The sequence below is a fragment of the Rhodopseudomonas sp. RCAM05734 genome (assembly GCF_052658035.1).
In genome coordinates this window covers 334424-347839 of record NZ_CP199742.1, presented here as the reverse complement: position 1 = coordinate 347839, position 13416 = coordinate 334424, and the positions used below count along the sequence as shown (strand labels likewise).

General features: G+C 60.2%; 14 protein-coding genes and 1 pseudogene. 13 read left to right on the top strand and 2 right to left on the bottom strand.

Translation table 11 applies throughout. From position 1 onward, the window contains the following. Position 1 precedes the first annotated feature (1 nt). From sufD to ACUXVA_RS01800, 3 genes and pseudogenes are all read left to right on the top strand, one after another. A pseudogene (gene sufD / locus ACUXVA_RS01810) lies at positions 2–1334 on the top strand (Fe-S cluster assembly protein SufD). Then, positions 1331–2578, top strand: coding sequence for a cysteine desulfurase (locus tag ACUXVA_RS01805; RefSeq protein ID WP_445490558.1), 1248 nt, complete (start codon positions 1331–1333; stop codon positions 2576–2578). The pseudogene sufD and the gene ACUXVA_RS01805 overlap by 4 nt, the downstream one beginning before the upstream one ends. Next, positions 2575–2925 carry a nitrogen fixation protein NifZ gene (locus tag ACUXVA_RS01800; protein WP_265081816.1) on the top strand — a complete coding sequence of 117 codons (351 nt, stop codon included), beginning with the start codon at positions 2575–2577 and terminating at the stop codon, positions 2923–2925. The genes ACUXVA_RS01805 and ACUXVA_RS01800 overlap by 4 nt, the downstream gene beginning before the upstream one ends. A gap of 15 nt (positions 2926–2940) precedes the next feature. Here ACUXVA_RS01800 and ACUXVA_RS01795 read toward each other — a convergent pair whose 3' ends face one another. Both ACUXVA_RS01795 and ACUXVA_RS01790 read right to left on the bottom strand, forming a co-directional pair. After that, the gene (locus tag ACUXVA_RS01795) at positions 2941–3426 is read right to left on the bottom strand and encodes a SufE family protein (protein ID WP_265081817.1); all 486 of its coding nucleotides are present in this window, start codon (positions 3424–3426) and stop codon (positions 2941–2943) included. A gap of 23 nt (positions 3427–3449) precedes the next feature. Further along, positions 3450–3893, bottom strand: a complete 444-nt coding sequence (locus ACUXVA_RS01790) for a response regulator (protein ID WP_265081818.1) — start codon at positions 3891–3893, stop codon at positions 3450–3452. Between the two features lie 414 nt (positions 3894–4307). Here ACUXVA_RS01790 and nifH point away from each other — a divergent pair, with 414 nt between their 5' ends. The 10 genes from nifH to hspQ all read left to right on the top strand — a co-directional run bounded on the left by nifH (position 4308) and on the right by hspQ (position 13398). Further along, entirely contained in the window at positions 4308–5213 is a 906-nt protein-coding gene (gene nifH / locus ACUXVA_RS01785; protein WP_445490555.1) for a nitrogenase iron protein, read from the top strand. 82 nt (positions 5214–5295) lie between these two features. Beyond that, positions 5296–6798 carry a nitrogenase molybdenum-iron protein alpha chain gene (nifD, locus tag ACUXVA_RS01780; RefSeq protein WP_265081820.1) on the top strand — a complete coding sequence of 501 codons (1503 nt, stop codon included), beginning with the start codon at positions 5296–5298 and terminating at the stop codon, positions 6796–6798. Positions 6799–6871: 73 nt separating this feature from the next. Further along, positions 6872–8431 (top strand): nitrogenase molybdenum-iron protein subunit beta, encoded by a 1560-nt coding sequence (gene nifK / locus ACUXVA_RS01775; RefSeq protein WP_265081821.1) that lies wholly within the window; start codon positions 6872–6874, stop codon positions 8429–8431. Positions 8432–8548: 117 nt separating this feature from the next. Next, a complete protein-coding gene (gene nifE, locus ACUXVA_RS01770; RefSeq protein ID WP_445490552.1) occupies positions 8549–10228 on the top strand; it encodes a nitrogenase iron-molybdenum cofactor biosynthesis protein NifE in 1680 nt (559 codons plus the stop codon). An 8-nt stretch (positions 10229–10236) separates the two neighbouring features. Next, complete coding sequence (nifN, locus tag ACUXVA_RS01765) at positions 10237–11625, top strand: nitrogenase iron-molybdenum cofactor biosynthesis protein NifN (protein WP_445490550.1); 1389 nt, start codon at positions 10237–10239, stop codon at positions 11623–11625. 24 nt (positions 11626–11649) lie between these two features. Continuing rightward, entirely contained in the window at positions 11650–12045 is a 396-nt protein-coding gene (gene nifX / locus ACUXVA_RS01760) for a nitrogen fixation protein NifX (protein ID WP_445490548.1), read from the top strand. A 9-nt stretch (positions 12046–12054) separates the two neighbouring features. After that, on the top strand, positions 12055–12525 hold the full coding sequence (locus tag ACUXVA_RS01755) for a NifX-associated nitrogen fixation protein (protein WP_265081823.1): 471 nt from the start codon (positions 12055–12057) through the stop codon (positions 12523–12525). Positions 12526–12533: 8 nt separating this feature from the next. Beyond that, a complete protein-coding gene (locus ACUXVA_RS01750) occupies positions 12534–12734 on the top strand; it encodes a CCE_0567 family metalloprotein (protein ID WP_265081824.1) in 201 nt (66 codons plus the stop codon). Positions 12735–12749: 15 nt separating this feature from the next. Beyond that, complete coding sequence (fdxB, locus tag ACUXVA_RS01745) at positions 12750–13070, top strand: ferredoxin III, nif-specific (protein ID WP_265081825.1); 321 nt, start codon at positions 12750–12752, stop codon at positions 13068–13070. Next, entirely contained in the window at positions 13063–13398 is a 336-nt protein-coding gene (hspQ, locus tag ACUXVA_RS01740; RefSeq protein ID WP_265081826.1) for a heat shock protein HspQ, read from the top strand. The genes fdxB and hspQ overlap by 8 nt, the downstream gene beginning before the upstream one ends. Positions 13399–13416: the final 18 nt, after the last annotated feature.

Genomic DNA, 13416 nt, shown 5'->3' with positions numbered 1-13416 from the left:
CATGACCGCTGTCATTCGCCCCGTCAGAACCCAGGCCGAACTTGGGCTCGTCGACATCTACAACATGGCCCGGCAGGGGTTGCCGGGCGGCAGCGACATCGCCGCGGTTCGCGTTGCTGCGTTCAATCATTTTGTGCTGTCGGGATTGCCCAACCCCAGGGTTGAAGCCTGGAAATATACCGACCTGCGGCGCTTGATGCGGGATGCCCGGCCGCTGGCAGCTCCGCCGGATGCCATTGCGAAGCAGACGGCCCGGGAAGCCGGGGGCCTGCTGTCCGCACTTGGCTTTCGCCGGCTGATGATCGTCGACGGCGCCTTCGTCGAAGAGCTGTCCGATCTGGTTGAGCTTGAGCCCGGCTTCAAGATTCGCTCGATGGCGGAAGCGCTGGCCCTGGACGAACCGATGTTGTCGCAGGGGCTCGGCGTTACGGTGCCCGCCGATGACTCGGCGCTCACGCTCAATACAGCGCTAGCCGGCGACGGAGTTGTCATCACGGTTTCGCCGGATACCTCCATTGCGCGGCCCATCCATCTGGTCTTTGTCACTACCGGAGCAACGCCTGCTGCGATGTTCACGAGATCGCTGGTGGTGGTCGGCAAGGGCGCCTCGGCGACCTTGATCGAGACCCATGAAAGTCGCGGTCAGGGAGATTATCAGGTCAATACCGTGCTGCAGCTTGTGATCGGCGATGAGGCGAAAGTCGATCACATCAAGGTCACCGGTGAAAGCAAGGGAGCTATTCATATCGGAACGCTGCTGGCTCACGTCGGTGCGCGTGCGAAGTTCAACGAATGCGGCTTCAATACCGGCGGGGCTGTCGTCCGCAATCAGCAGTTCGTGCTGCTCTCGGGGGAGGGCACGATCGCGAGATCTGCGCGGTCTCAGCCTGCTGGCCGAGCGGCAGCATGCCGATACCACGCTAACGGTCGAGCACGCGGCGCCGAATTGCCAAAGTCGCGAATTGTTCAAGGCCGTCGTCGATGACGAAGCACGCACCGTGTTCCAGGGCCGGATTACGGTGCGGCAGCAGGCGCAGAAGACCGACGCCAAGATGATGACGCGGGCGCTGCTGTTGTCGGATGATGCAGAGGCCGACGCCAAGCCGGAGCTCGAAATATTCGCCGACGATGTCCAATGCGGCCATGGCGCCACCACCGGCAATCTGGACGATCAGTTGAAATTCTATTTGATGGCGCGTGGCATTCCAGAAAGGCAGGCGGAGGCTTTGCTGATCCAGGCGTTTGCCGCCGAAGTGGTGGACGCGATCGAGCATGACGGCGTCCGCGACGCGCTGACGGAAGTCATTGTCAACTGGCTGGGACAACGGGGATGAAGCTGCATCCGGCGGTCAGTAACGGTAGCTATGATGTCGGCTGCGTTCGCGAGGATTTTCCGATTCTTGGTATGCAGGTCTACGGCAAGCCGCTGGTCTATCTCGACAATGCGGCATCGGCGCAGAAGCCCAGGGCGGTTCTCGATCGCATGACGCAGGCCTACACCTCGGAATACTCCAACGTTCACCGTGGGTTGCACTATCTCGCCAATGCCGCCACCGAGGGCTACGAGGGCGCCCGCGAGAAGGTCGCCAGCTTCCTGAATGCCGGCAGCAACGAAGAGATCATCTTCACCCGCGGCGCGACCGAGGCCATCAATCTTGTGGCGCAGACCTTTGGGCGTGAGCGGATAGGACCGGGTGATGAAATCGTTCTCTCGATCATGGAGCATCATGCGAACATCGTTCCCTGGCACTTCCTCAGGGAACGGCAGGGTGCCGTGATCAAGTGGGCGCCGGTGGACGAAGACGGCAATTTCCTGATCGACGAATTCGAAAAGCTGCTGACCGAACGCACCAAGATGGTCGCCATCACGCAGATGTCGAACGTGCTGGGCACTGTGGTGCCAGTCAAGGAAGTGGTCCGCATCGCGCACGCCCGGGGGATCCCGGTGCTGGTCGACGGCGCGCAATCTTCCGTGCACATGGAATGCGATGTGCGCGACATCGATTGTGATTTCTTCGTCATTACCGGCCACAAATTGTACGGGCCAACCGGGATCGGCGCACTATACGGAAAGCGCGCACATCTCGAGACGATGCCGCCGTTCAATGGCGGCGGCGAGATGATCCGCGAGGTGCAGCGCGATTGTGTCAGCTACGGTGCGCCGCCGCACCGGTTCGAGGCCGGGACGCCGGCCATCGTGCAGGCGATCGGGCTTGGTGCCGCCATCGACTACATCAATTCGATCGGCAAGGGGCGGATCAGGGCGCACGAAGGCGCGTTGCTTGCCTATGCCCAACAAAAGCTCGGCGAGATCAATTCGCTGCGCATCATCGGAGCCGCGGCGGAGAAGGGGGCCATCGTTTCGTTCGAGATGAAGAGTGCCCACGCCCACGATTTCGCGACAGTGATCGATCGCGCCGGCATCGCGGTGCGGGCCGGCACCCATTGCGCCATGCCACTGCTGGAGCGTTTTGGTGTCTCGGCTACGTGCCGGGCCTCATTCGCGCTCTACAATACCCATGAAGAGGTCGATGTTCTGGCGCGAGCCCTTACCAGGGCGCAGGAGTTCTTCACATGAATCACCCAAATCCGCGGCTGCGTCCGACCGCCATTGCCCGCGTGGTCCACGATCCTCGCCGCCGCAGCTTCAAATGCGGTACGAGCATCGCCGGTCAGCGCGAGTTCAAAGCGGGCGAGGCTGTACGGTCACTGACGCGTGTTATCAATGATGGGATCTATCCGCACCGCGATATCGGCGAAATCCTGGTCAATGGTGGCGATGTCGGTGTAGTCCGCGAAAGCTGGAGTTTTCTTGGTGAGACTTACTATACCGTAGAATTCTTTGCCAATGCGGCCGTCGTGATCATGCGCGGCGAGGAGATGGCGAAAGCCGCGCTGCGCGGTGGCCGGCGCCCTGCACACTGATCGCGGGGCTTTTGGCTATCTGGCGGATACCGCCTGGTCTGTCAGGGCCCGCTGCGCATCGGCACGGATGCGGTTGACCATGGATCGAAATCCATTGGATCGCTGCGGAGTGAGATGCTCGCCCAGACCAAGGCGGTCGAATAGGGCAATCGGGTCCGCTGTCAGGATCTGATCGGCCGGCTTGCCGGAGACGACCGCGAGCAGAATGGCGACCAACCCGCGCACGATATGCGCGTCGCTGTCGCCGCGAAAATCCAGCAGCAGCCGTTGATGTTCGAACCGGACCGAAGTGCCGAGCCAGACCTGGCTGGCGCAGCCGGGGACCTTGTTGGCGGCACTGCGATGGATATCGGGCAACGGGAGCATGCCGCGACCGAGTTCTATGACATAACGGTAGCGGTCGTCCCAATCATCCAGCAGCGCAAAGTTCTCGATGATGTCATCGATCGGCGGGATACCTGCGCCTGCGTTATTCATTTGGCCACCCTTCTCCTGGTTCATTGGCGCTGCGCCCGGCATATCGGTCACCACGCTGCCGAGGGCGGCAGCAACCCGAGCAAGGTCGCTGCCTGTTTCCGGCGCCGGAGCACCCCGTTGACGCTACGGTGGATCGAATCGAAGCTGATTGGCTTGCCCAGGACGTCGTGTGCCCCCCACCGCAGCGCTTTCAAGGCCAATGGATCATCGACGGTGTTCGCCACGATCATAATCTCGGCGCTTGGGAACCTTCGACAGATCTGGCTCAGGACGGTTCGGCCTTCTTGTCCAAGAAGGTCGATGCCGAGCAGTATCAGGTCCGGCGTCATGTCTCCTGCTCGTGCATAAGCGAGATCGAGGGTTGCAAACGAGTGCGTCTCATTCTGGTGGGTCAGGATGAAATGCAACGCCGAGCGAATAACATCATTGCCCTCGATCACGAACACGATGTCGTCATCCCTGGAGTTGAAGGGTGCAAAATCGACGGGCATTCTGTTGTCCTCGCTGTCGTGGCGCCTTGCGTCAAGCAAACGTCGTACCGCGATTGGTCCCTGACAGAAGACGACACTGGCATCGCCCATTGGCCGGACAGGCGTGTCTGCAGCGATGTTTTGTTTGGGACAGCCGAATAGCCGAGCGTCCGACGACGCATCATCATGTCGGGTTTGCAACAAGCCGCCCGTCGTTCGTATCAAACATCTATGTACTTCAAATCAAAAGAATTTTTCATCGGCGCGTGCGCTGGCACAGTCGTTGCAAACCCTCGTTCTCGCAAGGCGATGGTTGCTGGCTGCATCCTCGAAGCGGAAGAGCAATCTGCGACCGCGCCGCGCAACGGGATTCATCAAGACCACGCTGTGCGGCTTGCGACGACGGATACACCGCATCGGTTCATGGAGAACAAAATGGCTGCACTACGACAAATCGCTTTCTACGGCAAAGGCGGCATCGGCAAGTCGACGACGTCGCAGAACACCTTGGCGGCGCTGGCCGAGATGGGACACAAGATCCTGATCGTCGGTTGCGATCCCAAGGCGGATTCCACCCGCCTGATCCTGCATGCCAAGGCGCAGGACACCATCCTCAGTCTGGCCGCCGCCGCCGGCAGCGTCGAGGATCTCGAACTCGAAGAAGTCATGAAGGTCGGCTATCGCGACATCAAGTGCGTGGAATCCGGCGGTCCGGAGCCCGGCGTCGGCTGCGCCGGTCGCGGTGTCATTACCTCGATCAACTTCCTCGAGGAGAACGGCGCCTATGAGGACATCGACTACGTGTCCTACGACGTGCTGGGCGACGTGGTTTGCGGCGGCTTCGCGATGCCGATCCGCGAGAACAAGGCGCAGGAAATCTACATCGTGATGTCCGGCGAGATGATGGCAATGTATGCCGCCAACAACATCTCCAAGGGCATTCTGAAATACGCCAATTCCGGCGGCGTGCGTCTCGGCGGTCTGGTCTGCAACGAACGCCAGACCGACAAGGAGCTGGAGCTGGCCGAAGCCATGGCCAAGAAGCTCGGCACCCACCTGATCTACTTCGTGCCGCGCGCCAACATCGTGCAGCACGCCGAGCTGCGCCGCATGACGGTTCTGGAATACGCGCCGGAATCCGAACAGGCCCAGCACTACCGTTCGCTGGCGACCAAGATCCACGCCAACGGCGGCAAGGGCATCATCCCGACCCCGATCACCATGGACGAGCTCGAGGACATGCTGATGGAGCACGGCATCATGAAGCCGGTGGACGAGAGCGTAGTCGGCAAGACCGCCGCAGAACTCGCCGCCGATCAGCTGGCAGCGATGTCCGCCTGAGGACTTTCAATCGAGACGATCCGGCCCCTCGCGAGAGGGGCCGGTCCCCCCGTCACCGCAAACGGATAGCGAGGAAAATCAGATGAGCTTAGCAAAGACGGAAAGTGTTGCGGAGATCAAGGCGCGCAACAAGGAACTGATCGCCGAAGTACTGGCGGTTTACCCGGAGAAGACCGCTAAGCGGCGCGCCAAGCACCTGAACGTGCATGAAGCCGGTAAGTCGGATTGCGGCGTCAAATCGAACCTGAAGTCGGTTCCGGGCGTGATGACCATCCGCGGCTGCGCCTATGCCGGCTCGAAGGGCGTGGTGTGGGGACCGATCAAGGACATGATCCACATCAGCCATGGCCCGGTGGGCTGCGGCCAATATTCCTGGGCGGCCCGCCGGAACTACTACATCGGCACCACTGGGATCGACACCTTCGTGACCATGCAGTTTACCTCCGACTTCCAGGAGAAGGACATTGTCTTCGGTGGCGACAAGAAGCTCGCCAAGATCATGGACGAAATCCAGGAGCTGTTTCCGCTCAACAACGGCATCACCGTGCAGTCGGAATGCCCGATCGGTCTGATCGGTGACGACATCGAGGCCGTCTCGAAGCAGAAGTCGAAGGAATACGACGGCAAGACGATTGTTCCTGTTCGCTGCGAAGGCTTCCGCGGCGTGTCGCAGTCGCTCGGTCACCACATCGCCAACGACGCGATCCGCGACTGGGTTTTCGACAAAATTCCGGCGGATGCGCCGGCCAGGTTCGAGCAGTCACCCTACGACGTCGCCATCATCGGCGACTACAACATAGGTGGCGACGCCTGGTCATCGCGCATCCTGCTCGAGGAAATGGGGCTTCGGGTGATCGCCCAGTGGTCCGGCGACGGAAGTCTGGCAGAACTCGAGGCAACGCCGAAAGCGAAGCTCAATGTGCTGCATTGCTATCGTTCGATGAATTACATCTCCCGCCACATGGAAGAAAAGTACGGGATTCCGTGGTGCGAATACAACTTCTTCGGCCCCTCCAAGATTGCGGAATCGCTACGCAAGATCGCATCGTTCTTCGATGACAAGATCAAGGAAGGTGCCGAGCGCGTCATCGCGAAATATCAGCCACTGATGGATGCGGTGATCGCCAAGTATCGCCCCCGCCTCGAGGGCAAGACGGTGATGCTGTTCGTTGGTGGTCTTCGCCCGCGCCACGTCATCGGTGCCTATGAGGATCTCGGCATGGAAGTCGTCGGCACCGGTTACGAATTCGGCCACAACGATGACTACCAGCGAACCGCCCAGCACTATGTCAAGGACGGTACGCTGATCTACGACGACGTGACCGGCTACGAGTTCGAGAAGTTCGTCGAAAAGGTGCAGCCGGATCTGGTCGGGTCGGGCATCAAGGAGAAGTATGTCTTCCAGAAGATGGGTGTGCCGTTCCGGCAGATGCACTCCTGGGACTATTCCGGCCCGTATCACGGCTATGACGGCTTCGCGATCTTCGCGCGCGACATGGACATGGCGATCAATTCGCCGATCTGGAAGAAGACGATCCCGCCGTGGAAGGTCGTTCCGCAGGCGACACTGATGGCCGCCGAATAGATCGCGCTCCTGGCTCTCCCGGCTTGGGAGGGCCAGGCCTTCCGCTCACAGACAATTTTGAAAGGGTGTCACCATGACGCAGAATGCTGAACACGTGCTCGATCACTTCGAGCTTTTCCGCGGCCCGGAATACCAGCAGATGCTGGCGAACAAGAAGAAGATGTTCGAGAATCCCCGCGATCCCGCCGAAGTCGAGCGCATCCGCGAATGGGCCAAGACGCCGGAGTATCGCGAAAAGAATTTTGCCCGCGAGGCCCTGACGATCAACCCGGCCAAGGCGTGCCAGCCGCTCGGCGCAGTGTTCGCAGCCGTCGGCTTCGAAGGAACAATCCCTTTCGTTCACGGTTCGCAGGGTTGCGTTGCCTATTACCGCAGCCATCTGTCGCGCCACTTCAAGGAGCCGAGTTCCTGCGTATCGTCATCCATGACCGAAGACGCGGCGGTATTCGGCGGCCTCAACAACATGATCGACGGCCTCGCCAACACGCATGCGATGTACAAGCCGAAGATGATCGCGGTGTCCACGACATGCATGGCGGAAGTCATCGGCGACGACCTCAACGCGTTCATCAAGACGGCGAAGGAAAAGGGGTCTGTGCCGGAGGAATACGACGTTCCGTTCGCCCACACGCCGGCCTTCGTCGGCAGTCATGTCACCGGCTACGACAATGCGCTGAAGGGCATTATTGAACACTTCTGGGATGGCAAGGCCGGTACCGCGCCGAAGCTCGAGCGCAAGCCCAACGAGAAGATCAACTTCATCGGCGGCTTCGATGGTTACACCGTCGGAAACACCCGGGAAATCAAGCGCATCTTCAATCTGATGGGGATCGAACACACCGTTCTTGCCGACAACAGCGACGTGTTCGACACGCCGACTGACGGCGAGTTCCGGATGTATGACGGCGGCACCACGTTGGAAGATGCAGCCAATGCGATCCATGCCAAGGCGACGATCTCGATGCAGCATTATTCGACCGAGAAGACGCTTCCGTTCATCGCAAGTCATGGCCAGGAAGTGCTGTCGTTCAATCATCCGATCGGCGTTTCCGCCACCGACGACTTCGTGATGGCGCTGTCGCGGATCACCGGGAAAGAAATTCCGGCGGCGTTGACCCTGGAGCGCGGCCGACTGGTCGATGCGCTTGCTGACTCTGCTGCGCATATTCACGGCAAGAAGTTCGCGATCTATGGCGATCCGGACCTTTGTCTCGGCCTTGCCGCATTCTTGCTTGAACTCGGTGCCGAACCGACCCACGTGCTGGCAACCAACGGCAACAAGGCGTGGGCGGCGAAGGTTCAGGAAGTGTTCGACGCCTCGCCGTTTGGCAAGAACTGCCATGTCTATCCCGGCAAGGACCTCTGGCATATGCGCTCCCTGCTGTTCACCGAGCCGGTAGATTTCCTGATCGGCAACACCTATGGCAAGTATCTGGAGCGAGATACTGGAACGCCGCTGATCCGTATCGGCTTCCCGATTTTCGATCGGCATCACCATCATCGTTACCCGGTCTGGGGTTACCAGGGCGGCATGAATGTCCTGGTGACGATCCTCGACAAGATCTTTGACGAGATCGACAGGAACACCAACGTTCCCTCCAAGACGGATTTCAGCTTCGATATTATTCGCTGAGCGAGCGTTAGGCCCGGTCGCCGCTCGCGACGTTGCGGACGACGGCCGGGCAGATCAAGCGAGAAGACAAAGGCAGACTTTCGTTCCGCATCAGTCCCCGTTGTTCAGGAGAGACGAATGAGCTCGCTGTCGGCTACCATTCAGGATGTGTTCAACGAGCCCGGTTGCGGCAAGAATGCGAACAAGACGGAGGCGGAACGCAAGAAGGGATGCACCAAGCAGTTGCAGCCCGGCGGCGCAGCCGGCGGTTGCGCCTTCGACGGTGCCAAGATCGCGTTGCAGCCCTTGACCGATGTCGCCCATCTCGTCCATGGCCCGATCGCCTGTGAAGGTAACTCCTGGGACAATCGTGGATCGCGATCATCGGGGTCGAATATCTGGCGCACCGGCTTCACCACTGACATCAATGAAACCGACATCGTATTCGGTGGCGAGAAGCGGCTCTACAAGGCGGTCAGGGAGATCATCGAAAAGTACGATCCCCCGGCGGTCTTCGTCTACCAGACCTGCGTGCCAGCCATGATCGGCGACGACATCAATGCGGTCTGCAAGGCGGCGTCAGCGAAATTCGGCACGCCTGTGATTCCGGTGAACGCACCCGGCTTCGTTGGGCCCAAGAATCTCGGTAACAAGCTCGCGGGGGAAGCTCTGCTCGATCACGTCATCGGGACGCAGGAACCGGAGTTCACCACCCCCTACGATCTCAATATTATCGGCGAATACAATCTCTCGGGTGAACTCTGGCAGGTGAAGCCGCTGCTTGACGAACTCGGCATCCGGATCTTGTCGTGCATTTCCGGCGACGGAAAATATCGCGAGGTTGCGTATTCGCACCGTGCCCGCGCGGCGATGATGGTGTGCTCGAAGGCCATGATCAACGTGGCACGCAAGATGGAAGAACGTTACGGCATTCCGTTCTTCGAGGGCTCGTTCTACGGCATCCAGGATACCAGCGATTCGCTGCGCGAGATTGCCCGGCTGTTGATCGAGCGAGGCGCGCCCGATGAGCTGATGGCCCGTACGGAAGCGGTGATTGCCCGCGAGGAGGCCAAGGCCTGGGCGTCGATCGAGCCCTACAAGCCGCGCTTTGCCGGAAAGAAAGTTTTGCTGATTACCGGCGGCGTCAAGTCCTGGTCGGTGGTGGCTGCGCTGCAGGAGGCGGGCCTCGAAATGGTCGGCACCAGCGTCAAGAAATCCACCAAAGAGGACAAGGAGCGGATCAAGGAGTTGATGGGCCAGGATGCCCACATGATCGACGATATGACGCCGCGCGAGATGTACAAGATGCTGAAGGACGCCAAAGCGGACATCATGCTGTCGGGTGGCAAATCGCAATTTGTCGCGCTCAAGGCCGCGATGCCCTGGCTCGACATCAACCAGGAGCGCAGCCATGCCTATATGGGCTACGTCGGCATGCCGAAGCTGATGGAGGAGATCGACAAGGCGCTCTATAATCCGGTCTGGGAGCAGCTTCGCCAGCCGGCGCCCTGGGACAATGTTGCCAGCAACTGGCAGGCCAAGGCGATCGAGCAAATGGGCGCCGAGGCGGCCCGGCTGGCCGCCGACCCGGTGGCCGCAGAAGCCGCGCGCCGCGCCGCGAAGATCTGCAACTGCAAGTCGGTCGATCTCGGGACCATCGAGGATGCAATCCAAGCTCATGGACTGACCACGGTCGACGGGATCAAGCAGCATACCAATGCGTCCGGCGGCTGCAGCTTCTGCTCGGTGCGAATCGCGAAGATCCTCGCCACTGCGCCGACCGTAGTTGCCACGCCGGCGCTTCAGGCGGCGGAATAGGACTTCAGATGGCAAAGGTCACGGTCGGAAAAAAAGCGTGCGCGGTCAATCCGCTGAAGATGAGTCAGCCGATCGGGGGGGCGTTCGCCTTTATGGGGCTGCGCGGATCGATGCCGCTGTTGCACGGATCGCAGGGCTGCACGTCATTCGGCCTGACCCTGTTCGTGCGGCACTTCAAAGAAGCCGTCCCGCTGCAAACGACGGCCATGAGTGAAGTCGCGACGGTGCTCGGCGGGTACGACAATGTCGAACAGGCGATCCTCAACATCCACAAGCGGACCAAGCCGGAGATCATCGGCATCTGCTCCACCGGCGTCACCGAAACCAAGGGCGATGACGTCGAGGGCTATATCAAGACGATCCGGCAGAAGCATCCGGAACTGGCAGCGTTTCCGTTGGTCTATGTGTCGACTCCCGACTTCAAGGATGCGTTCCAGGATGGCTGGGAGAAGACCGTGGCGCGCATCGTCGAGGTGCTGGTGAAGACACCCGTCAACGACACGCGCCGTGATCCCAAGCGGGTCAATGTGCTGCCCGGATGCCATCTCACGCCCGGTGACCTCGACGAAATCCGGAACATGATCGAGGATTTCGGGCTTGAGCCGTCGTTCCTGCCCGATCTAGCGGGCTCGCTTGACGGCCATATTCCCGACGAGTTCGTGCCGACCACGATTGGCGGCATCGGCGTGGAAGAGATTGCCACCATGGGCCAGGCCTCCTGGACCATTGCCATTGGCGCGCAGATGCGACGGGCTGCCGAGGCCATGGAGACCAAGGCCGGGGTGCCGTTCCGGCTGTTCGAGCGGCTGTGTGGCCTGCGTCCCAATGACGAGTTCCTGGTTTTCCTGAGCGAGATTTCCGGACGTCCGGTGCCGCTGAAGTACCGCCGTCTGCGCGGCCAGCTAGCCGATGCCATGCTCGACGCGCATTTCCACCTCGGCGGTCGCAAGCTGGCGATTGGCGCCGAGCCGGACCTTCTGTTCGATCTGTCGAGCATGCTTCACGAGATGGGAACCAAGGTGACGGTGGCGATCACGACCACGCAGTCGCCGGTGCTGGAGCGGATCAAGGCCGAGGAAGTGCTGATCGGCGATCTCGAGGACCTCGAGACTCTCGCAAAGGAGCGCGGCTGCAATCTGCTGATCTCTCATTCGCATGGCCGTCAGGCCGCGGAACGGCTGCAGATCCCGTTCTATCGCGCGGGATTTCCGATGTTCGATCGGCTCGGCGCCGGACATCAGCTTTCGGTCGGCTATCGCGGCACCCGTGATCTGATCTTCGATATAGCCAATATGATCATCGCCGACCACGAGGAAAATCACCAGGCGACGCCGGATACGTGGCGCAACGCCGAGAGCGATCCGCCGGCAACGATCGACGCTGCAACCTTGCACTGAGGCGAGACGAAAGGACGGAAACCGATGAAGATCGCATTCGCGACCCAGGACCTGAAACGCGTCGACGCCCATTTTGGCTGGGCGAAGAATATCGCGATCTATGAGATCGGCCCTTGGGGGCACAAATTCCTTGAGGCCATCCAGTTCGAGGGCGACCTCAAGGAAGATGGCAAGGAGGACAAGCTCGCGCCGAAGATCGACGCCATCAAGGATTGCGCAATTCTCTATGTCGCGGCAATCGGCGGTTCCGGAGCGGCAAGGGTCGTCGCTAACAACATCCATCCCATGAAAGTGAATCAGCCCGAGGAAATCACCGATCTTCTGGCCAAGCTTGAAGACGTGCTGAAGGGCACGCCGCCGCCATGGCTGCGCAAGGCCCTGGCGAAGGATAAGGAACGTGTGCTGGATTTTGAGGACTAAGGGATCAACATGACTGATATTGCTGCAGTGATCGAACCAAATCCCGCCGCCGAGGCTCCTTTCATCAAGGAGTTGATCAAGATATGGCGCGCGCAGGACAGTCATGGCGCGTGGGAGGGAAAGAGCGATTTATCTCTTCTCGATCCGTACATACTGGACAAGGAAGCGCGCCGGGCGCTGCCGATCATCGGAGATCCCGATCCGGAGACCATCTGGCGGATCGAGCTGTTCTTTAATGCGGTTGCGCTGTCGATCGAACGCGCCACTGGCGTCATGGTTTCGCCGATGCTGAAGATGAGCCATGAGGGCTTTGGCCGCATGGTGCTCATCGGCGGCCGACTGATTGTCGTCAACAAGCAGTTGCGCGACGTGCATCGCTTCGGCTTCGACAATCTCGGAAAACTGGCCGACGAAGGCACCAAGTATGTCAATGCCGGCATCGAGATGATCGATAAATTCAAAGAAGTCGCAGAATACTGAGGTGTCCCATGAGTGACCTGGAATCCCTGAAAGCCGAGATCAAGAAGCTGTCGGCGAAAGCGACCCAGTCGAAGATGGATCTCCATGATCTGTCCGAGGAACTGCCGCTGCAATGGCAAACGATTCTGACCGTTGCGCAACGCGCCTACGATGCGTTCGCCGAACTGGAGCAGAAGCGTGCGGCGTTGAAGAGCCTCGAATCCGCCTAGCAGGGGGCATTGACCGTGAGCAACATCACCCGAGACGGCCGCGACTGGCAGGCCGCCTACCTCTTGGCGATCGACGAGCAGAAATGCATCGGTTGCGGCCGCTGCTTCAAGGTGTGTGGCCGTGACGTGATGACGCTCAAGGGGCTCACCGACGAAGGCGAGTTCGTCGATCTCGACGACGACGAGGACGAGGTCGAGAAAAAGATCATGGTGATGAACGATCAGGGAGCCTGCATCGGTTGCGGTGCCTGTGCCCGGGTCTGCCCGACCAATTGCCAGACACATGCAACGGAGGGAATAGCGCCGCCGCCAGGCGGAAGGCTGCGCGATGAGTAAAACGTCCGTTGCCAAATTCAACATCGGGCAGGTTACCCGGCACCGAGTGCACGCCTTTCGCGGCGTGGTGTTCGACGTTGATCCGGAATATGCCGATAGTACGCCTTCGTACGATCGGGTTTTCCTGATCGAGGGGCGACAACGCCAGGATCAGCCGTTCTATTATCTGTTCGCCGAGAACGAACAGGCGCCCTATATCGCTTACGTGTCCGAACAGAATTTGCTGGCTGACACCTCCGACGAGCCGGTCAGCCATCCCGAGGTGGACGGCATGTTCGAGCGCGACGAAAATGGCGGCTATCGACCGCGCAGGGCGATGCTGAACTAGCCTCGCGCGCATCGCGTG

Coding starts and splice junctions, on each gene's coding strand:
- ACUXVA_RS01805 (WP_445490558.1), top strand. CDS start 1,331: ATGAAGCTGCATCCGGCGGTCAGTAACGGTAGCTATGATGTCGGCTGC.
- ACUXVA_RS01800 (WP_265081816.1), top strand. CDS start 2,575: ATGAATCACCCAAATCCGCGGCTGCGTCCGACCGCCATTGCCCGCGTG.
- ACUXVA_RS01795 (WP_265081817.1), bottom strand. CDS start 3,426: ATGAACCAGGAGAAGGGTGGCCAAATGAATAACGCAGGCGCAGGTATC.
- ACUXVA_RS01790 (WP_265081818.1), bottom strand. CDS start 3,893: ATGCCCGTCGATTTTGCACCCTTCAACTCCAGGGATGACGACATCGTG.
- nifH (WP_445490555.1), top strand. CDS start 4,308: ATGGCTGCACTACGACAAATCGCTTTCTACGGCAAAGGCGGCATCGGC.
- nifD (WP_265081820.1), top strand. CDS start 5,296: ATGAGCTTAGCAAAGACGGAAAGTGTTGCGGAGATCAAGGCGCGCAAC.
- nifK (WP_265081821.1), top strand. CDS start 6,872: ATGACGCAGAATGCTGAACACGTGCTCGATCACTTCGAGCTTTTCCGC.
- nifE (WP_445490552.1), top strand. CDS start 8,549: ATGAGCTCGCTGTCGGCTACCATTCAGGATGTGTTCAACGAGCCCGGT.
- nifN (WP_445490550.1), top strand. CDS start 10,237: ATGGCAAAGGTCACGGTCGGAAAAAAAGCGTGCGCGGTCAATCCGCTG.
- nifX (WP_445490548.1), top strand. CDS start 11,650: ATGAAGATCGCATTCGCGACCCAGGACCTGAAACGCGTCGACGCCCAT.
- ACUXVA_RS01755 (WP_265081823.1), top strand. CDS start 12,055: ATGACTGATATTGCTGCAGTGATCGAACCAAATCCCGCCGCCGAGGCT.
- ACUXVA_RS01750 (WP_265081824.1), top strand. CDS start 12,534: ATGAGTGACCTGGAATCCCTGAAAGCCGAGATCAAGAAGCTGTCGGCG.
- hspQ (WP_265081826.1), top strand. CDS start 13,063: ATGAGTAAAACGTCCGTTGCCAAATTCAACATCGGGCAGGTTACCCGG.